The sequence below is a fragment of the Clostridium sp. ZS2-4 genome, assembly GCF_026719745.1.
In the GTDB taxonomy this organism is placed as follows: Bacteria; Bacillota; Clostridia; order Clostridiales; family Clostridiaceae; genus Clostridium_H.
In genome coordinates this window covers 22265-41785 of the sequence record NZ_JAPPRQ010000128.1, presented here as the reverse complement: position 1 = coordinate 41785, position 19521 = coordinate 22265, and the positions used below count along the sequence as shown (strand labels likewise).

At 29.8% G+C, this 19521-nt stretch carries 18 protein-coding genes and 1 pseudogene; 12 read left to right on the top strand and 7 right to left on the bottom strand.

The window, feature by feature from the left end:
* Window positions 1-283: 283 nt before the first annotated feature.
* The 7 genes from gyrA to dnaA form a co-directional block, all read right to left on the bottom strand.
* Complete coding sequence (gyrA, locus tag OIO11_RS14525) at window positions 284-2812, bottom strand: DNA gyrase subunit A (protein ID WP_268072163.1); 2529 nt, start codon at window positions 2810-2812, stop codon at window positions 284-286.
* Window positions 2813-2834: 22 nt separating this feature from the next.
* Entirely contained in the window at window positions 2835-4748 is a 1914-nt protein-coding gene (gene gyrB / locus OIO11_RS14520; protein ID WP_268072162.1) for a DNA topoisomerase (ATP-hydrolyzing) subunit B, read from the bottom strand.
* A 15-nt stretch (window positions 4749-4763) separates the two neighbouring features.
* Entirely contained in the window at window positions 4764-5033 is a 270-nt protein-coding gene (gene remB, locus OIO11_RS14515; RefSeq protein WP_268072161.1) for an extracellular matrix regulator RemB, read from the bottom strand.
* A gap of 25 nt (window positions 5034-5058) precedes the next feature.
* Window positions 5059-6141 carry a DNA replication/repair protein RecF gene (gene recF / locus OIO11_RS14510; protein ID WP_268072160.1) on the bottom strand — a complete coding sequence of 361 codons (1083 nt, stop codon included), beginning with the start codon at window positions 6139-6141 and terminating at the stop codon, window positions 5059-5061.
* Window positions 6142-6196: 55 nt separating this feature from the next.
* The gene (gene yaaA / locus OIO11_RS14505; RefSeq protein WP_268072159.1) at window positions 6197-6403 is read right to left on the bottom strand and encodes a S4 domain-containing protein YaaA; all 207 of its coding nucleotides are present in this window, start codon (window positions 6401-6403) and stop codon (window positions 6197-6199) included.
* A gap of 21 nt (window positions 6404-6424) precedes the next feature.
* Complete coding sequence (dnaN, locus tag OIO11_RS14500) at window positions 6425-7528, bottom strand: DNA polymerase III subunit beta (protein WP_268072158.1); 1104 nt, start codon at window positions 7526-7528, stop codon at window positions 6425-6427.
* 261 nt (window positions 7529-7789) lie between these two features.
* Complete coding sequence (gene dnaA, locus OIO11_RS14495; protein ID WP_268072157.1) at window positions 7790-9145, bottom strand: chromosomal replication initiator protein DnaA; 1356 nt, start codon at window positions 9143-9145, stop codon at window positions 7790-7792.
* A gap of 571 nt (window positions 9146-9716) precedes the next feature.
* Here dnaA and rpmH point away from each other — a divergent pair.
* The 12 genes and pseudogenes from rpmH (at window position 9717) to OIO11_RS14435 (ending at window position 19512) form a co-directional block, all read left to right on the top strand.
* Complete coding sequence (rpmH, locus tag OIO11_RS14490; RefSeq protein ID WP_268072156.1) at window positions 9717-9851, top strand: 50S ribosomal protein L34; 135 nt, start codon at window positions 9717-9719, stop codon at window positions 9849-9851.
* Between the two features lie 57 nt (window positions 9852-9908).
* Window positions 9909-10272: pseudogene (gene rnpA, locus OIO11_RS14485) on the top strand (ribonuclease P protein component).
* Window positions 10253-10462 (top strand): membrane protein insertion efficiency factor YidD, encoded by a 210-nt coding sequence (gene yidD / locus OIO11_RS14480; RefSeq protein ID WP_268072154.1) that lies wholly within the window; start codon window positions 10253-10255, stop codon window positions 10460-10462. Before rnpA ends, yidD begins: the two are co-directional and overlap by 20 nt.
* A 20-nt stretch (window positions 10463-10482) precedes the next feature.
* Complete coding sequence (locus OIO11_RS14475; RefSeq protein WP_442781308.1) at window positions 10483-11214, top strand: membrane protein insertase YidC; 732 nt, start codon at window positions 10483-10485, stop codon at window positions 11212-11214.
* 64 nt (window positions 11215-11278) lie between these two features.
* Window positions 11279-11908 carry an RNA-binding cell elongation regulator Jag/EloR gene (gene jag / locus OIO11_RS14470; protein WP_268072153.1) on the top strand — a complete coding sequence of 210 codons (630 nt, stop codon included), beginning with the start codon at window positions 11279-11281 and terminating at the stop codon, window positions 11906-11908.
* A 73-nt stretch (window positions 11909-11981) separates the two neighbouring features.
* Entirely contained in the window at window positions 11982-13361 is a 1380-nt protein-coding gene (gene mnmE / locus OIO11_RS14465; RefSeq protein ID WP_268072152.1) for a tRNA uridine-5-carboxymethylaminomethyl(34) synthesis GTPase MnmE, read from the top strand.
* Window positions 13362-13373: 12 nt separating this feature from the next.
* On the top strand, window positions 13374-15275 hold the full coding sequence (gene mnmG / locus OIO11_RS14460) for a tRNA uridine-5-carboxymethylaminomethyl(34) synthesis enzyme MnmG (protein ID WP_268072151.1): 1902 nt from the start codon (window positions 13374-13376) through the stop codon (window positions 15273-15275).
* Window positions 15268-15996 (top strand): 16S rRNA (guanine(527)-N(7))-methyltransferase RsmG, encoded by a 729-nt coding sequence (gene rsmG / locus OIO11_RS14455; RefSeq protein ID WP_268072150.1) that lies wholly within the window; start codon window positions 15268-15270, stop codon window positions 15994-15996. Before mnmG ends, rsmG begins: the two co-directional genes overlap by 8 nt.
* Before the next feature lie 103 nt (window positions 15997-16099).
* Complete coding sequence (gene noc, locus OIO11_RS14450) at window positions 16100-16879, top strand: nucleoid occlusion protein (protein ID WP_268072165.1); 780 nt, start codon at window positions 16100-16102, stop codon at window positions 16877-16879.
* A gap of 480 nt (window positions 16880-17359) precedes the next feature.
* Window positions 17360-18130, top strand: a complete 771-nt coding sequence (locus tag OIO11_RS14445; RefSeq protein ID WP_268072149.1) for a ParA family protein — start codon at window positions 17360-17362, stop codon at window positions 18128-18130.
* A 2-nt stretch (window positions 18131-18132) separates the two neighbouring features.
* Window positions 18133-18978 carry a ParB/RepB/Spo0J family partition protein gene (locus tag OIO11_RS14440; RefSeq protein ID WP_268072148.1) on the top strand — a complete coding sequence of 282 codons (846 nt, stop codon included), beginning with the start codon at window positions 18133-18135 and terminating at the stop codon, window positions 18976-18978.
* 36 nt (window positions 18979-19014) lie between these two features.
* Window positions 19015-19512, top strand: a complete 498-nt coding sequence (locus tag OIO11_RS14435) for a DUF4446 family protein (RefSeq protein WP_268072147.1) — start codon at window positions 19015-19017, stop codon at window positions 19510-19512.
* The last annotated feature ends 9 nt before the right edge of the window (window positions 19513-19521 follow it).

Below are 19521 nucleotides of genomic sequence, written 5' to 3'. Positions count from 1 at the left end.
TTAGGCACGCCGCCAGCGTTCGTCCTGAGCCAGGATCAAACTCTCAATTTAAAAGTTTAATCTATTACTCATGTTTGAATTGACTGACTTTGTTATCTTACTTCTGTTTAATTTTCAAAGACCAATTTATTTGTTTTGTTTCGTCGTTTCCTGACGACAAAAACTATTTTATACCGAATCAACACTTTTGTCAACACTTTTTCAAAACTTTTTTTATTTTTTTGTAATTGTAGAAAAATCAAGGGTTATACATATATGTATAACCCTTGATTTATTTATCATTTTATTCTTTTGTTTCTAATTCCTCAACAGTATTTGTATCAACAGCAACATTATCTTCAGTATCATTTTTTGCTTCAATATCATTTTTGACTTCGTTGTCATCATCACTATCACTAATATTAACTTTTGCCATTGTCACTACTTTTTCTTCTTCTGTTGTCTTCATTAAAGTAACACCCATAGCATTTCTACTTGTAGTTGAAATATCAGATACATTTATTCTTATTGCTATTCCGTTTGAATTGATAAGCATCAGCTCATCATTATCATCAACTAATCTTGCACCCACTACTTTACCTGTTTTTTCAGAGATTTTATAAGTTATAACCCCTTTTCCACCTCTTTTTTGAAGAGAGTATTCGCTTACAGGCGTTCTTTTACCAAATCCATTTTCACTTACAACCAATAGCTCTTCCTCTGGTTTAGCAACTTCCATACTTACAACTTCATCACCATTTCTAAGCGTAATTGCTTTAACACCTGATGCAGTTCTTCCCATTGGTCTAACGTCTTTCTCACTAAACCTTATAGCATATCCATTTTTAGTAACATATATTATCTTACTATCTCCATCTGTTGGTCTTACGCTTATAAGTTCATCGTCATCTCTTAGATTTATTGCATTTAATCCATTTTTTCTTATAGATGAATACTTATCAAGTGATGTTTTCTTAATAATACCATTTTTAGTTCCCATTATTAAGTAATTATCTTCTTTAAACTCATTAAGATATAAAACAGTTTGTATTCTCTCATCTGGATTTAATGGAATTATATTAATTAAATTTGTTCCTTTAGCAGTTCTACCAGCTTCAGGAATTTGATAAGCTTTAAGCTGATAAGCCCTTCCTGTATTCGTAAAGAATAAAATGTCACTGTGGGTTGAAGTGGTAAAAATATGTTCAACAAAATCATCTTCTTTTGTTGACATAGCCTGTATGCCCCTTCCCCCTCTTCTTTGTGCACTATACGTCTCTACTGGAAGTCTTTTTATATATCCAGCATGAGTAAGAGTTATTACAACATCCTTTTGCTGAATTAAATCCTCAATATCTATGTCATTTCCTTCACCAGCAATTATTTCACTTCTTCTCTCATCACCATATTTAGCTTTAATCTCGTTAAGCTCATCTTTTATTATTTTTAATACTAAAGCTTCATCGGATAATATTTCTTCTAATGATTTTATAAGTTCCATTAACCTTGTATACTCTTCTTCTATTTTTTCTCTTTCAAGTCCTGTAAGTCTTTGAAGCTTCATGTCTAAAATAGCTTCAGCTTGCCTTTCTGAAAGTCCAAATTTACTCATAAGACCTTCTTTAGCCTCACTTGTAGTTTTAGAAGCTCTTATCAAACTTATAACTGCATCTATGTGATCTAAAGCTATTCTTAATCCCTCTAAAATATGAGCCCTTGCTCTTGCTTTATCTAAGTCATATTTAGTTCTTCTTCTTATAATTTCTTTTTGGAAGGTTATATAGTGTTCAAGAACCTGCTTTAAATTTAGAACCAGTGGCTCACCATTTACAAGAGCCAGCATTATAATACCAAAAGTATCCTGCATCTTTGTATGCTTATACAATTGATTTAAGATAATGTTTGGGTTAGCATCTCTTTTAAGTTCTATAACTATTCTCATACCTTCTCTATCTGACTCATCTCTAAGGTCTGAGATTCCGTTTATTTTTTTATCTTTAACTAGCTCAGCAATATTTTCAATAAGCTTTGCTTTATTAACCTGATACGGAATTTCAGTAACTATTATTCTATGTTTTCCTTTAATTTCTTCAATATCTGCTTTAGCTCTAATTACTACCTTTCCACGTCCTGTTTCATAAGCTTTTCTTATTCCTGACTTACCAACTATAAGTCCATAAGTTGGAAAATCAGGTCCTTTTATTTCAGTCATTAATTCATATACTGAAACATCAGGATCATCTATAAGCATATTAATTCCATTTATAACTTCTGTTAAATTATGTGGAGGTATGTTTGTAGCCATACCAACAGCTATTCCTGCTGATCCGTTTACAAGTAAATTAGGAAATCTAGACGGAAGAACTGATGGTTCCTCTTCTTCACCATCAAAGTTCGGTACAAAATCTACAGTGTTTTTATTAATATCCTTTAGCAGCTCAGAAGTTATCTTTTGCATTCTAGCTTCTGTATATCTCATTGCAGCTGCACTATCACCATCTACAGATCCAAAGTTACCGTGACCATTAACAAGTGTATATCTTATTGAAAAGTTCTGTGCCATTCTAACTAAAGCATCATATACAGCTGTATCACCATGAGGGTGATATTTACCTAAAACATCACCGACAATTCTTGCACACTTTCTAAAACCTTTATCTGGAGTTAAACCAAGCTCATGCATAGAATAAAGGATTCTTCTATGTACAGGCTTTAATCCATCTCTTACATCTGGAAGTGCACGACCAACAATAACACTCATAGCGTAATCTATATAACTTTTTTTCATCTCACTGCTTATATCTACTGGTAAAACATTGCCCTCGTTGTTCATCTACAACACCTCTTTACTAACCTTATATATCCAAGTTGCTAACTTTCTTTGCATTTTCTTGTATAAATTCTCTTCGTGGTTCAACTTTATCACCCATAAGAATTGTAAAAATCTCATCAGCAGCCATAGCATCTTCTACAGTAACTTGAAGTAACGTTCTTGCTTCTGGATTCATAGTTGTTTCCCAAAGCTGCTCAGCATCCATTTCTCCAAGACCTTTATATCTTTGAATATTAGTATTTTTGTCTTTACCACCTAATTCAGATAATATCTTTTGAAGTTGATTATCTGTATAGGCATATTTTATACTCTTACCCTTTTGTATTTTATACAAAGGTGGTTGAGCAATAAATACGTGCCCTTTATCAACTAATTCCTTCATGTATCTATAGAAGAAAGTTAATAAAAGAGTCCTTATGTGCGCTCCATCTACATCGGCATCGGTCATTATTATGATGCGATTATATCTGATTTTTTCTACATCAAAATCCTTCCCTATACCAGCTCCAAAAGCTGTTATCATAGCTCTTATTTCTTGGTATCCAAGTATTTTATCCAGTCTTTGTTTTTCAACATTCATTATTTTACCTCTTAAAGGAAGTATAGCCTGGAATGCTCTATTTCTTCCCTGCTTAGCAGATCCTCCTGCTGAGTCTCCTTCGACTAGATAAATTTCACACTCTGATGGATCTTTTGATGAACAATCTGCAAGCTTTCCTGGCAATGAGGTGCTTTCTAATGCAGATTTTCTTCTTGTAAGCTCTCTTGCTCTTTTAGCAGCTTCTCTAGCTCTTGCAGCAGTTAAAGCTTTTTCTATAACAATTTTACCAATTGCCGGATTTTCTTCAAGAAAAATACTTACACTCTCACTTACTATTCCATCAACGATACCACGTACTTCTGTATTTCCAAGCTTAGTTTTTGTTTGCCCTTCAAATTGGGGTTCTGTAAGTTTAACAGATATTACTGCTGTTAAGCCTTCTCTAGTATCATCACCAGACAAGTTTTTATCGTTTTCTTTTAAATAACCATATTTTCTAGCATAGTCATTTAAAACTCTAGTCAATGCTGTTTTAAAACCAGATAAATGAGTTCCACCCTCAATAGTGTCTATGTTATTTGCAAAAGAAAATATATTTTCACTATAAGTATCATTATACTGAAGAGCTAGTTCAACTAAGTAACTATCTTTATCTCCTTCAACATAAATAGGTTCTGGATGAATCTTTTGCTTATTTCTATTTAAGTAAGCTACAAAAGATTTAATTCCACCTTCATAATGAAATTCATCACTCTTTTTACTTTCTTCTCTTTCATCTGTTAAAGTTATTCTAATTCCCTTATTTAAGAAAGCTAATTCTCTTAATCTTTGAGCTAATGTATCATAATCAAATTCTATTTCCTCAAATATTTCATTGTCAGGCTGAAAATAAACCTTAGTTCCCTGTCCATCACTATCACCAATTATATTTAAATCACTTACAACTTTACCCCTTCTATACTCTTGCTTCCATATATGACCTTCTCTTTTAACTTCTACTTCACAATATTCTGAAAGAGCGTTAACAACTGATGCACCAACCCCATGAAGACCTCCAGATACCTTGTAACCGCCTCCACCGAATTTACCTCCAGCATGAAGAACAGTCATAATAACTTCAACAGTAGGTTTTTGCATCTTTGGATGCATACCAACCGGCATTCCCCTACCGTCATCTATGACTGAAATACTGTTTTCCTTATGTATAAATACTTGTATATTTTTACAAAAACCTGCTAATGCTTCATCAATACTATTATCTACTATTTCATAGACTAAATGATGAAGCCCTCTGAGTCCTGTGCTACCAATGTACATTCCCGGTCTTTTTCTAACCGCTTCTAAACCTTCAAGTACTTGTATTTGAGATTCATCATAAACTTGTTTATTTTCCATGTATATCCTCCTAACTTACTCGCGAGAGTCGTAGAACACGCTTCCAGTTCTTTTAGTTAAGGTAGTAGATGATATTGGTGATAAATATATCTTACTTTTATTATCTACCTCTGCAACAACAAAAGATTTTGGATTATCTTTGGTTATTCTTTCAACAAATCCGTCTTCTTCAGCCATTCTTAAAAATTGAATAGTATCTGTACTATATATGGCAGTTTCAAAATCGAATATTCCTATTATATCTTTTAATGGAACTACTACATTTTCTCCTAAATGCAAAAACATATATTATCCTCCTTAAAATCAGCTTCTAAGTAACTGTTCCATCTTCAACTTCATATATCTTCACGTTCTCATCTAAATAATCTTTAATCTCAATTATTCCCGTACAAGTTATTATAGTTTGAACTCTTTTTATAGAATTTAATATATATTTCTGCCTTTTCAAGTCTAATTCTGATAAAACATCGTCCAATAAAAGGACTGGATATTCGCCAATCTGATCTTTTATTATTTCCAGTGATGCGAATTTAATAGATAAAACAGATGTCCTTTGTTGTCCTTGTGAACCAAATTTTCTTGTATCTATCCCATTTATATTTATAGAAAAATCATCCCTGTGAGGACCTATATATGTCATTTTCTTTTCCATGTCTTTTTCTCTATTTTGACATAGTAACTCAAAGAACTCTTTCTGTATATTATCAAAATCTTTTATTGGCGTAATATATTTGAAATCTATATTTTCTTTATCTGAAGTTATATCTCTATGAATTTCATTGCCTTTTTCATTTAGTTTATCAATATATTTTAGTCTTTCCTTAATGATGAAACTTCCAAACTTACTCATTTGCTCATCATATATTTCGACTATACCAATATCTCTGTTCCATTTTCTAAGAACAGTATTTCTCTCATTTAAAACTTTATTATATTGAACTAAATTGTGATAATATTTTTTGTTTAACTTGCATAGCTCAATATCTAAAAATCGTCTTCTATACGATGGCGATTCTTTAACGATTTTTAAATCCTCTGGTGAAAAAATAACAGTGTTAAATGTTCCTATCAAATCTGATATACTATTTAACTTTATTGAATTAATCCTGATTCCTTTTTTTCCTTCTTTAAAAATCTTTATATCTATTTTTTTATCTAATCTTTCTTTAGAAACGTATATGCTTATGTAAGCCTCTTTTGAATCCCATTTTATTAGTTCCTTATCCTTATTGGTTCTATGAGATTTCCCCAAGCTGCAGTAATATATACTTTCTAAAATATTCGTTTTTCCTTGAGCATTATCTCCAATGAAAACATTTATACCTTTGTTTAATTTTAAAGACAATCTTCCGTAATTCCTAAAATTTATTAACTCTAAATTTTTGATATACATAAAAGCACCTATCTTTTATTATAACATAATATCACAAACTAATGTTTTTTATTTTCTAAACAATTTTGTATGACTCTTGATTAAATTCTACTGTATCACCTTTTACTAATTTTCTTCCTCTTCTTAATTCAACTTCTCCGTTAACTTTTATTTCTCCATTCTGAATATAGAATTTTGCATCTGAACCCATACCGGCAATTCCAGCCCATTTTAAAAATGCATCTAATTTTATAATTTCAGTATTAATTTTAATTTCTTCCATTTTGACTCCTCCAAAACGTTATTAAGTATTTAACAGCCTTACTGGTAAGACCAAATAAGTATATTTTGTATTCTCTGTATTTTTTATAATACAAGGACTTACACTACTTGAAAATTCTAAAATAATTTCCTCTTCATCAATAATTTTCAGTACATCTATCATGTATTTTGAATTAAATGCAATTTGAAGCTCATCTCCTTGCAAAATTATATTTAATTCTTCTCTTACCTTTCCCAATTGAGAATTGGAAGTAATTATTAATGCGTCATCTTTTATGTCGAATTTTACTAAATTAGTATTTCCTTCTTTACCCATTAGCGATGCTCTTTCGATACAATTCAAAAGTTCTCCTCGTTTTGCAATAACTTTTAAATTATATTCTTCAGGAATAATAGAGTTATATCTTATAAATTCACCTTCCAGTAATCTGGATATGATCTTAGTCTGACCTAAATTAAATAAAATATGGTTAGGAGTAAATGTAATATTTACATTTTCATCATCTTCACTTAATATTTTAGCAACTTCATTTAAAGTTTTTCCTGGAATTACAGCATTGATAGTATTTTCGTTATCTATATTATTACTTCTTAATGCCAATCTATATCCATCTAAAGCAACTAAGTTTAGTTTTTTATCTATAACTTCAAACAAAATTCCTGTAAGAATAGGTCTTGTTTCATCTTGAGCTATGGCAAAGATAGTACCTTTTATCATATTTTTTAATACTTTTTGGGACATGCTAAAAATCATATTTTCATTTATGTTAGGTAAACTCGGAAATTCTTCAGCATCCATATGTATCAAAGTAAATTTAGATTTTTCACAAATTATTTCTATGGAATTATTCCCTATAGTAGTAATTTCTACAGTACTATTAGGCAATTTTCTAATAATTTCTCCGAAGAGTTTTGCATCTACAACAATAGTTCCTTCTTCCTGAATATCCGCAGCAAGCTTAGTTTCTACACTTAAGTCTATATCAGAACCTATTAATGTTAAGTGATCATCTTTAGTAGAAATATATAGTCCTTGAAGTATAGGCATTGGTGATTTTCCTGTAACAGCTTTTTGAGCTATTGAAATAGCTTCTTGTAATTTATTTTTTATACATGTGAATTTCATTAATAAAGAACCTCCTTTATCCACATTGAAAGTTTGTTTAAAATAGATAAGATATTATATAAAAATATAGTAGTAATAGTAGTAGGGGCTGTGGGTATGTGGAAAACTATGTCCAGCCTAGAAAATAAGCGGAAATTAAAGCAAAAATTATTGTGGATAAGTCATAGAATAAATTTGGGTCTTATCCACAATAAAAAAATAAAATAGTGTATTAAAATTTTATCCACATACAATTAAAAATATATTATAAACAATTGTTAATTATTTATTATTTATTTTTTTAGTTAAGTCATTTATAACATTTTTTAGAGATTCATCCTTTTTTAAGTTTGTAGAAATCTTTTCATAAGCATGAATAACAGTAGTATGATCACGACCTCCAAATTCTTCTCCTATTTTAGGTAGAGACATATCTGTAAGTTTTCGACTTAGATACATGGCTATTTGCCTTGGAAAAGCAATATTTCTGGTACGTCTAGATGATTTAAGCTCATCAACTTTTAAATTAAAATAGTTTGCTACAATATCTTGAATAAGATCAATAGTTACTTGCTTATTTTGTTCATTAGAGATTATGTCTTTTAAAGCTTCAGCTGCCAGATCTACGCTTATTTCTTTATTTGTTAATGATGAATATGCTACTATTCTAATTAACGCACCTTCAAGTTCTCTAATGTTTGATTTTATTTTTGTTGCTATATATACCATAACTTCATTCGGTATATTTAAATTTTCTACATCTGCCTTCTTTTTTAAAATAGCTATTCTTGTTTCAAAATCAGGGGCTTGAATATCAGCTATTAATCCCCACTCAAATCTTGAACGAAGTCTATCTTCCAATGTAGGAATCTCTTTTGGTGGTCTGTCACTAGATAGAATAATCTGTTTATCAGCTTCATAGAGAGCGTTAAAGGTATGGAAAAATTCTTCTTGGGTTCTTTCCTTGCCTGCTATGAACTGTATGTCATCTATTAATAAAACATCAACATTTCTATATTTATTTCTAAAGTCAACATTTTTATCATCTTTAATAGAGTTTATAAGTTCATTTGTAAATTTCTCTGAAGAAACGTAAACAACTTTTGATTTAGGATTATTCTGTAATATATAATGTCCTATAGCATGCATTAAATGGGTTTTTCCAAGTCCTACGCCTCCGTATATAAATAATGGGTTGTAGGCTTTTGCTGGAGCTTCAGCGACAGCAAGAGAGGCAGCATGTGCAAATCTGTTACTATTACCTATAACGAAAGAGTTAAATGTATACTTAGGATTTAAAGTTGAAGACATTTCATCATTAACAACAATATTATTTTTATCTTTCTTCATATTATTGGGTAAGTTTTCGGATTCTGAAGAGGTTTCCTCAGAAAATATTAAAAATTCTATTCTATACTTTTTAGAAGTAATTAATTTGATTGCATTAATTATTAAATCTTTATACCTACTTTCAAGAATGCCTCTTGTAAAATCATTAGGAACTTCCAATTTAATAGTATCTGCTTCAATTGATATAGGGACTATACTTTTAATCCAGGTATTAAAACTTACTTCTGTGAGTTCGCCCTTGACTATATTCAAAGTTTTTGTCCATAATTGTTCTAGTTGGGCATTCATCTTTTGGCCTCCAGTCCGTACGTAATACGTAAAAAATAAAAAAAATTTTTATCAAAATAGTAAGTAAAAAAGTTAAATCACAACTAATAAACAACTTACTAACAACATATACACTAATTATTATAGGTTGTTGACAAATAAACAAAAAAATATTCACATGTGTATAATTATGTTGAAAACATAAAAATAAAAAAAGTTATTAACAGATTTTAAAAATATGTATACACAATCAAAGAATATGAATAAAATAAGAAAATAAGTCTAAAATATAAAATAAAACGCTGATTATACAAGGAATTGAACAAGTTATACACAAATTTGTCCACAACCTGTGCATAAATTAGAATTTTAATAAATTATCAACAGTCAAGATTAATAATAACAAAAGAAAAGAGTGTATTCAAGAATTTATCCACAAAAAGTATTTTTAAAAATAAAAAATTATCAACAATAAACCATAATCTTGACATTACAAAGGTGTATATATATAATTTAATAGTAAAACTACTTTTAGATAATATGCATTTGCTTAGCTATAAAGTGAAAGAGCAGATAAAGGGGGTGTACCAGAATGAAGATGACTTTTCAACCTAAGAAAAGACAAAGAAAGAAAGAACATGGTTTCAGAAAAAGAATGAAGACTTTATCAGGAAGAAACATTCTTAGAAAAAGAAGACAAAAAGGAAGAAAGAAATTGACAGCATAAGGGCCGCTTTAGTGGCCTTTTTCTGCAACTGCAGAAAAAAAAGGAGTACCTAATATAATGAGAAGAGAAGAAAGAATTAGAAAAAATTTAGAATTTCGAAGAGTATACAAAAAAGGTAAATCATATTCTAATCATTTATTAGTATTGTATGTATATAAGAATAGTAGAAATGTAGACATAAATCGAGTTGGTATATCAGTTAGTAAAAAAGTAGGAAATAGTGTAGTTAGAAGTAGAGTTAAGAGATTGATAGGTGAAGGATACAGATTGAATTGCAGTAATTTAAAAAAAGGTCATGATTTCATTTTTATTGCTAGAAATACTAGCAAAGACAGAAGTTATAAAGAAATAGAAAGTGCGGCAATTAATCTATTTAAAAAATCAGGTTTAAGTGATTAGTTATGAAAAAAATATTAATTAATGTAATAAAATTTTATAGAAAGTATATTTCACCTTTTAAAAGACCATGTTGCAGGTTTTATCCGACGTGTTCTCAATATGCTATAGAAGCAATACAAAAATATGGAGCTTTAAAGGGTGGTATTATGGCTATAAAAAGAATAGTGCGATGTAATCCATTTAGCAAAGGTGGATATGATCCTGTTAAATAGTCTTAAGGAGGGCTTAAAAGTTGAATGTTCTTTTAATGAATTATGCAGCAGTTGTTTTCAAAATAGATTGGTTGAATAATGCATTAGTCAAGTTCTTTGAATACATACATAATGGAGTACATTCCCTTATACCAAATGCAAATCTTTCTTATGGATTATCTATTATTTTAGTTACCATAATTATTAGATTAATATTATTCCCATTAAATTATAAGCAAATAAGATCTACAGTAAAAATGAATGAAATTCAACCAGAAATGAAAAAGCTTCAAGAAAAACATAAAAATGACCCACAACGACAGCAGCAAGAGATGATGAAGCTTTATAAAAAACATGGTGTAAGTCCTCTAGGTGGATGTTTACCAATTTTGCTTCAATGGCCTATACTTATAGCATTATATGCTGTGTTTATGAATTTGCCAGGAATAGAGGGAGTAAAATTCTTGTGGCTAAATAATTTAGCAGCTCCTGCAAGTATGTCAGATCCAGCTACATGGATTTTACCTGTTGTATCAGGGGCAACAACATATTTTTCAACACTTTTAATGGGAAATAAAGCTGGAGATAGTGCTCAATCAAAACAAATGGGTACTATGAATATAGGAATGTCTATATTCATAACTTGGATGAGTTTTAAATTTACATCAGCATTAGTATTATACTGGGTAACAAATAATTTATTCCAAATAGGTCAAACTATATTTATGAAAAACTTGGAATCAAAAAAAGCTCTTAAAGAAGGATTAGAATAAGAGATAATAGAATACAGTGTTTGCCTTGAGTGATAGTAGTTTGGGAAGGGCAGGTGTCTTACGCATGAAATCTATAGAAATGGCTGGTAGAACAGTTGAAGAGGCTGTTCAAAATGCTTTAAAGGTTCTTAATGTAACTGAAGATAAAGTTGAAATAGAAGTAATAGATGAAGGCAGTAAAGGGTTATTTAAGATTTTTAAGGGAAAAGAAGCAAAAGTCAAGGTTACTGTTAAAAAGGACTATAAAGATGAGGCCAAAGACTTTTTAAGAAAAGTTTTAGACTCAATGGGAATATTATCAGAAATTAAAGTTACAGAAGAAAAAGATGTAATAAAGATTAATCTCATAGGACCTAATATGGGATTAATAATAGGATATAGAGGAGAAACTTTAGATTCTCTTCAATATTTAGTTAATTTAGCTGTAAACAAGGATAATGAAGGTAAATATAAAAAAATTACTTTAGATACTGAAAATTATAGGGCTAAAAGGGAAGAAACCTTAAAAAGGCTTGCAGGAAAGATGGCTTACAAAGTAAGAAAGACTAATAAAGCTGTAAAACTTGAACCAATGAATCCTTATGAGAGAAGGGTTATTCATTCGGCTCTTCAAGATGAAGCATCTATAGTTACATACAGTGAAGGTGAAGAGCCGCATAGAAGAGTTGTTATTGATTTAAAAAAGAAAGCCTAAGGGGCTTTCTTTTACTTTTTTTAGTCTTTTTGTATCAAAAAATAACATATAGAAGATGAAGGGATGAAAAAAGATGAAAGAATTTGATACTATAGCAGCAATTGCAACAAATTTAGGTGAAAGTGGAGTATCTATAATAAGAGTATCTGGTGATAAAGCCCTAGAAATAATAAGCTGCATTTTTGAAGGCAAAAATGCTAGGAAGTTAGATGATATAAAAACATATACAATGAGATATGGACATATTGTGGATAAAGAAACAAGAGAAAGATTAGATGAAGTAATAGTTAGCTATATGCAAGGACCGAGAAGTTTTACAGCTGAGGACACATTAGAAATAAACTGCCACGGTGGAGTTATAGTTACTAGAAGAATACTTGAAGAGGTTGTAAAGGCAGGAGCTAGACTTGCTGAACCAGGAGAGTTTACTAAAAGGGCATTTTTAAATGGAAGAATTGACTTATCTCAAGCTGAAGCTGTTATAGATATAATAAATGCTAAGACTGAATTAAGTATGAAATCAGCTTTAGAACAGTCAGAAGGTAAAATTTCCAGAGAAATAATGATTATGAGAGATAAATTATTAGAAATTATTGCTCATATTGAAGCTACAGTAGATTATCCAGAAGACGATTTAGAGGAAGTAACTGCAGATAAGGCTCAGGAAGATATAAAAGAATTACTAGAAGAAGTTGAGGTATTATTAAGTAGTGCTGATGAAGGCAAGATATTAAGAGAAGGGTTAAGCACTGTAATTGTTGGAAAACCTAATGTAGGTAAGTCATCACTGTTAAATGCTCTTCTTATGGAAACTAGAGCAATAGTTACAGAGATACCAGGTACAACTAGAGATGTTATAGAAGAATACATGAATATTGACGGGATACCTGTAAAGATAATAGATACAGCTGGAATAAGAGAAACAGAAGATGTAGTTGAAAAAATAGGTGTAGAAAAATCTAGAGAAAAGATAGAAAATGCAGATTTGGTAGTTTTAGTTTTAGACTTAAGTAGAGAATTAAGTGACGAAGATAAAGAAATAATAGAATTTATTAAAGATAAAAAGTACATTGTACTATTAAATAAAAGTGATTTAGATGATACAATAGATAAGAATGAAATTAAAAAATTAGACGCTAATTATATAATAAGAATCTCAGCTAAAACTGGAGAAGGATTAGATGAGTTCAAAAAAGCAATAAAAGACTTGTTCTTCAGTGGGAAAATTAGAGCAAAGGAAGTTATGATAACAAATACAAGACACAAAGAAGCTTTGATTAGAGCAAAAGAGAGCTTAATTTCAGCTAGAGAAGCACTTAATAATACTTTTGCTATTGATTTGGCATCTATTGATCTCAGAAATGGATGGAGCAATTTAGGAGAGATTAGTGGAGATACAGTTGAAGAAGATATTATAGATAAAATATTTTCCAAATTTTGTTTAGGAAAGTAAGGAGAGTGAAGTATGAGCTATTATGGAGGAGAGTTTGATGTTGTTGTAATTGGTGCAGGTCATGCTGGGTGTGAAGCCTCACTTGCCAGTGCAAGATTAGGTATGAAAACTTTAGTATGTGCTACAGATCTAGCTAGTGTAGCAATGATGCCATGTAATCCTAATGTTGGGGGAACAGCTAAAGGGCATTTAGTTAAAGAAATAGATGCATTAGGTGGAGAAATGGGTATAAATATTGATAATACCTATATTCAATCCAGGATGTTAAATACTTCCAAAGGTCCAGCTGTACACTCACTTCGTGCACAGGCGGATAAAAAACAATATGCAGATAGAATGAAACATATTTTAGAAACAACTGAAAATCTCAATTTGAGACAGGCTGAAATAGTAAAAATAGATATTGAAGACGGAAAGGTAAAAGGTATAGTTACCAAAAATGGAGCTTATTACAATACAAAAGCTATCATACTTGCAACAGGTACCTACTTAAAGTCTAGAATAATAATTGGAGATTTAAGCTTTGAAGAAGGACCAAGTGGACTTTCAGGAGCAAATTATTTATCGCAAAGCTTAATAGAAAATGGAATTAAATTAAAAAGATTTAAAACAGGAACTCCAGCTAGAATTAACAGAAGATCTGTAGATTTCTCAAAAATGGATGAGCAAAAAGGTGATGAAAAGATTGTTCCTTTCTCTTTTATGAGTGAAAATATAGAAAAAGATCAGATTTCATGCTATTTAACGTACACTAATGAAGAAACAAAGAAAATTATACTTGAAAACATTCATAGATCTCCATTATATAATGGTTCAATTAAAAGTGTAGGTCCAAGATACTGTCCTTCTTTTGAAGATAAGATTATGAGATTTCCTGAGAAGCAAAAGCATCAGATTTTTATTGAACCAGAAGGCGAAAATACTGAAGAGATGTATGTAGGTGGAATGTCAAGTTCATTACCTGAGGATGTTCAAATCAAAATGATGAGAACAGTTCCTGGTCTTGAAAATGTTGAGATGATGAGGACCGCATATGCAATCGAATATGACTGTATAGATCCTACTCAATTAAAGCTTTCATTGGAATTTAAAAATATAGATGGATTATTTTCAGCAGGTCAGATGAATGGAAGTTCTGGTTATGAGGAAGCAGCTGGTCAAGGGTTAATAGCTGGTATAAATGCTGCTATTAAAGTTCAAGGAAAAGATCCTTTTGTATTAAAGAGATCAGATGCATATATAGGTGTATTAATAGATGATTTAGTAACTAAAGGTACAAACGAACCTTACAGAATGATGACTTCACGTTCAGAACATAGATTAATATTAAGACAGGACAACGCAGATTTAAGATTAACAGAAATGGGATATAAGGTTGGGTTAGTTACTGAAGAAAGATATAGTAAATTCTTAAAGAGAAAAGAAGACATTGAAAACGAAATAGAAAGAATTAAAAATGTGCAGATAACCAATAAAAAAGAAGTAAATGAATTTTTAGAGAGTATGGATTCTGTTGCATTAAGAAAACCTATAAGTATTTATGAGCTTATAAAGAGGCCTGAATTAAACTATTTTATAGTAAAAGAATTAGATGAAAACAGACCAGATTTACCAGAGGATGTTCAAGAACAAATTAATATAACATCTAAATACGAAGGATACATCCAAAAGCAGCTAGAGCAAGTAAAACAATTTAAGAAGATGGAAAATAGATTAATCCCTGAGAAATTTGATTATAAATCTGTAAAAGGACTTCGAATTGAAGCAATTCAAAAGTTGGATAAAATGAAGCCAGTAAATCTTGGTCAGGCGTCTAGAATTTCAGGAGTATCTCCAGCAGATATATCTGTACTTTTAGTAGCACTTGAGCAATATAATCGACAGGTTAATAAGGAGGATAAATCTATTGAATGATAATAGAGAGTATTATAATATATTAAATATTGCTGCAGATAATGTAGGGCTTAGCTTTGATGATAAAAAATACGAACAGTTTATAAAATATAAAGATTTATTAAAAGAATGGAATGAAAAAGTAAATCTTACTGCTATAAAAGAAGATGAGGGAATTATTAAAAAGCATTTCATTGATTCAATGAAGATATTTAAATTTGAACCACTGAAAAATGCTAAGAAGGTAATCGATATAGGAACTGGTGGAGGCTTTCCAGGTATACCTATGAAGATAATAAAGCCGGATATTGATATAGTTCTTTTGGATTCTTTAAAAAAAAGAATAAATGTGTTAGAGGATATATTATATAAAATAGATATAAACGATGTTACTGCTATACATGGTAGAGCAGAGGAATTTGGAGTTAATTCTCAGCATAGACAACAGTATGATGCTGTTGTTTCAAGAGCAGTTGCAAATTTAGCTGTTTTAAGTGAGTTTTGTATTCCATATGTAAAAGTTGGCGGTTATTTTCTAGCTATGAAAGGACCTGCTGCTGAAGATGAAATAAAAGGGGCTAAAAATGCTATTTCAACTTTAGGCGGAAAGATTGAAGAGGTAATAGAGGTAGAAATAGAAGATAGTGATTTAAATCATAATTTAGTTGTTATTAAGAAAGTTAAAAATACTCCTAAGCAGTATCCAAGAAAGGCTGGAAGTATTACTAAGAAACCTTTATAGTATGCAATATATATGACTTTGTTGAAAAATACAAAAGTTAAATTGTTTTGAGGGAAAAATGATAAAATTTGTAGTCAGTAATAAAAAAGAGGATGGGATCATTTTGGAAAAAGATATTAAATATATATCTACTGATTTAATTATTCCTAATGCTTATCAACCAAGAAAATATTTTAATGATGAGACCATTAGTGAACTTGCACAATCCATAGAGTCATATGGAATAATTCAGCCTCTTTCTGTAAGAAAGGTTGGAGAGTCTGAATATGAACTTATTGCAGGGGAAAGAAGATTACGTGCTGCTAAAAAATTAAAACTTGAGGAAGTTCCAGTTATAATTGTAGATATTACAGATAAAGATTCAGCAGCTATAGCTTTATTAGAGAATATACAAAGAGAAAATTTGAACTATCTGGAAGAGGCAGAAGCTTATCATAATCTCATAAAAGAACATAATTATACTCAAGAACAATTAGCAAAGGTTATTGGTAAAAAACAGTCAACTATTGCTAATAAGATGAGACTTCTAAAATTAGATATAAGTATCAGAAAAATATTATTGGAAAATAAACTTACAGAGAGACATGCAAGAGCATTATTGAAGCTACCAACCAACGAACTTCAAAAGAAAGTATTGGATATTGTTATCAAGAAATCATTAAATGTTAAAAATACTGAGGAATTAATAAACAAAGAGTTATTAAAACTCAGCGGACAAGAAGTAGCAGTTGACGCAAAGAAAAAAATCAAAGGAGTATTCAGTGCCAGAGTATATATGAATACTGTAAAACAAGTGTTTGATAAATATGGTGTCAATGCCACATATAAAACTAAAGAGTTGGATGATAAAATTCAAGTTACAATAACAATACCTAAAAAATAAGAAATACAATATATATTTACAATTATCAATGTTCATTGTTAAATGATCAATTTATGAAAAATATTTGATAAGGTTTTAATACAATGAAAAGTATTGAATGCAACTTATATATAGTAAGTATTTATATTATGAAATAAACTGATTTTAACAATTAAAATGTTTCACGTGAAACAAAGCACGTAAAATTTCTTTAATTTAGAGAAATTTTACGTGCTTTTTATTAAAATATATTTATTAATTTTTATTAAAAGATTATAATGGTATTAGATAATTATGTAAAAATAATAATTATAGTAAGATAGTAATGGTGCCAGATATTATGAAAGATAAAGTTTAAATTAATCAAGTTTTATAGTTTTTAATCGATAACAATAACAAACTTTAAAACTTAAAGCTTATTTAAATTTACAATGGATAACTTTTTATTGTACTATGTCTATATTAAAAAACATAAGTTAAATGGGAGAAGAGGGTGTGGATATGAAGGTTATATGTGTTTTTAACCAAAAAGGGGGAGTTGGGAAGACCACAACTAATATAAATTTGTGCGCAAATTTAGCTATGAGTGGTCATAAAGTTTTAGCAATTGATATTGATCCACAAGGTAATACAACTAGTGGATTTGGAATTGACAAAAACAAAATTAAGTATTCAACATATGATGTTTTAGCAACAGATATTTCGTTACAAGAAGCAATTATAGAAAGCGAACTTATTAATAATTTTTACATAGTGCCATCTAATATTGAATTAGCAGGTGCAGAGGTTGAATTAATAGAAAAAGACAATAGAGAGTCTATACTTAAAAATAAAATTAAAAAATTAAATGGTGAGTTTGAATATATATTTATTGATTGCCCACCTTCATTAGGATTTTTAACTATTAATGCATTAAGTGCAGCAGATTCAGTTTTAATTCCTATTCAATGTGAATTTTATGCACTTGAGGGAGTTGGACAACTTGTAAATACGGTTCAGCTTGTAAAAAGATCATTAAACAAAGATTTGGAAATCGAGGGTGTACTTCTAAGTATGTATGATAACAGAACAAAGCTATGCAATGAAGTGGCATCAGAAGTAAATAAGTATTTTAAAGATAAGGTTTATACTACTACTATTCCTAGGAATATAAGACTTGCTGAAGCTCCAAGCTTTGGATTACCAATAATGCTGTATGATGACAAATGCAAGGGTGCTGAAGCATATGAGAATTTAACTAAAGAATTCTTGAAAAGACAAAGGGGTGAGTAATAGTGAGTAAAAAGTTTGGGTTAGGAAAAGGATTGGGAGCTTTAATACCAGAAGAAGAGATTAAAGATGAATCAATATTGAAGATTTCAATAAATTTGATAAAAGCTAATAATGAACAACCAAGAAAAAATTTCGATGAAGAAAAAATAATGCAATTAGCAGAATCTATTAAGCAGCATGGAATTATTCAACCATTAGTATTAAAAAAAGAAGAAAATATATATACTATAATTGCAGGAGAAAGAAGATGGAGAGCTGCTAAGAGCATTGGATTAAAAGAAGTTCCAGCGGTTATTCTTAACTTATCTGATAAAGAAGTACTGGAAATTTCTTTAATTGAGAATATTCAAAGAGAGGATTTAAATCCTATAGAAGAAGCATTAGCATATAAAAAATTAATTGATGATTTTGAATTAACTCAAGATGAGCTTAGTAAAAGGATTGGTAAATCAAGAACTGCGATAGCTAATTGTATGAGACTTTTAAATTTAGATAAAAGAGTTCAGGAATATTTGATTGATGGTGTAATTAGTGAAGGACATGGAAGAGCTTTACTTGGGGTGTCTGATAAAGAACTACAATATGAACTGGCACAAACAATAATAGATGAAGAGTTAAGTGTAAGGCAAATTGAAGCACTTATAAAAAACAATAATAAAAAAACTAAATCAGCCAATAAGGAGTCAAATGTAAATAGTGTATATTATAACGATATAAAACATAAATTAGAGCATATGTTTAACACTAAAGTATCATTAAGCACAAACTTAAAGAATAGAGGTAAAATCCAAATAGAATATTATTCAGAGGAAGACCTACAAAGGATTTTAGACATATTAAAGATATAATGTTTCACGTGAAACATCAAGAAAGGATGAGACATAATGAAAGGAATAATTGCAGCTTTAACTAATTTACAGCCATACATAATAGTAGTACTTATAATTACTACTATTATACTATTAATAGGCTTAGTTGTTATTGTAAAATCTATTAATAGATTAGAGAAAAGATATAAGAAATTAACAAGGGGTGTAAATAATAAAAATTTAGAAGAAATTGTGACACAGTATCTAGATAATATTGATTTAGTAAAAGCTGATACAGAAGCAGTAAAAAACCAACAACTTGAATTAGAAAAGAGATTGAACACATGCGTTCAAAAAGTTGCTATAGTAAGATATAAAGCATTTGAAGATGTAGGAAGTGATTTGAGTTTCTCCATTGCACTATTAAATAATAATAATGATGGTATAATAATTACAGGAATTTATGGTAGAAATGATAGCACAGTTTATGCAAAACCTATAGATAAAGGTATTTCAAGATATGATTTATCTGAAGAGGAAGAGCAAGTTTTAATTGAGGCGAGCAATAAATAGAAAGAAAAT

What these genes read in the sequence shown, in the direction of transcription:
- gyrA (WP_268072163.1), bottom strand. Translation starts at nt 2,812, where the DNA reads ATGAACAACGAGGGCAATGTTTTACCAGTAGATATAAGCAGTGAGATG.
- gyrB (WP_268072162.1), bottom strand. Translation starts at nt 4,748, where the DNA reads ATGGAAAATAAACAAGTTTATGATGAATCTCAAATACAAGTACTTGAA.
- remB (WP_268072161.1), bottom strand. Translation starts at nt 5,033, where the DNA reads ATGTTTTTGCATTTAGGAGAAAATGTAGTAGTTCCATTAAAAGATATA.
- recF (WP_268072160.1), bottom strand. Translation starts at nt 6,141, where the DNA reads ATGTATATCAAAAATTTAGAGTTAATAAATTTTAGGAATTACGGAAGA.
- yaaA (WP_268072159.1), bottom strand. Translation starts at nt 6,403, where the DNA reads ATGGAAGAAATTAAAATTAATACTGAAATTATAAAATTAGATGCATTT.
- dnaN (WP_268072158.1), bottom strand. Translation starts at nt 7,528, where the DNA reads ATGAAATTCACATGTATAAAAAATAAATTACAAGAAGCTATTTCAATA.
- dnaA (WP_268072157.1), bottom strand. Translation starts at nt 9,145, where the DNA reads ATGAATGCCCAACTAGAACAATTATGGACAAAAACTTTGAATATAGTC.
- rpmH (WP_268072156.1), top strand. Translation starts at nt 9,717, where the DNA reads ATGAAGATGACTTTTCAACCTAAGAAAAGACAAAGAAAGAAAGAACAT.
- yidD (WP_268072154.1), top strand. Translation starts at nt 10,253, where the DNA reads ATGAAAAAAATATTAATTAATGTAATAAAATTTTATAGAAAGTATATT.
- jag (WP_268072153.1), top strand. Translation starts at nt 11,279, where the DNA reads ATGAAATCTATAGAAATGGCTGGTAGAACAGTTGAAGAGGCTGTTCAA.
- mnmE (WP_268072152.1), top strand. Translation starts at nt 11,982, where the DNA reads ATGAAAGAATTTGATACTATAGCAGCAATTGCAACAAATTTAGGTGAA.
- mnmG (WP_268072151.1), top strand. Translation starts at nt 13,374, where the DNA reads ATGAGCTATTATGGAGGAGAGTTTGATGTTGTTGTAATTGGTGCAGGT.
- OIO11_RS14445 (WP_268072149.1), top strand. Translation starts at nt 17,360, where the DNA reads ATGAAGGTTATATGTGTTTTTAACCAAAAAGGGGGAGTTGGGAAGACC.
- OIO11_RS14435 (WP_268072147.1), top strand. Translation starts at nt 19,015, where the DNA reads ATGAAAGGAATAATTGCAGCTTTAACTAATTTACAGCCATACATAATA.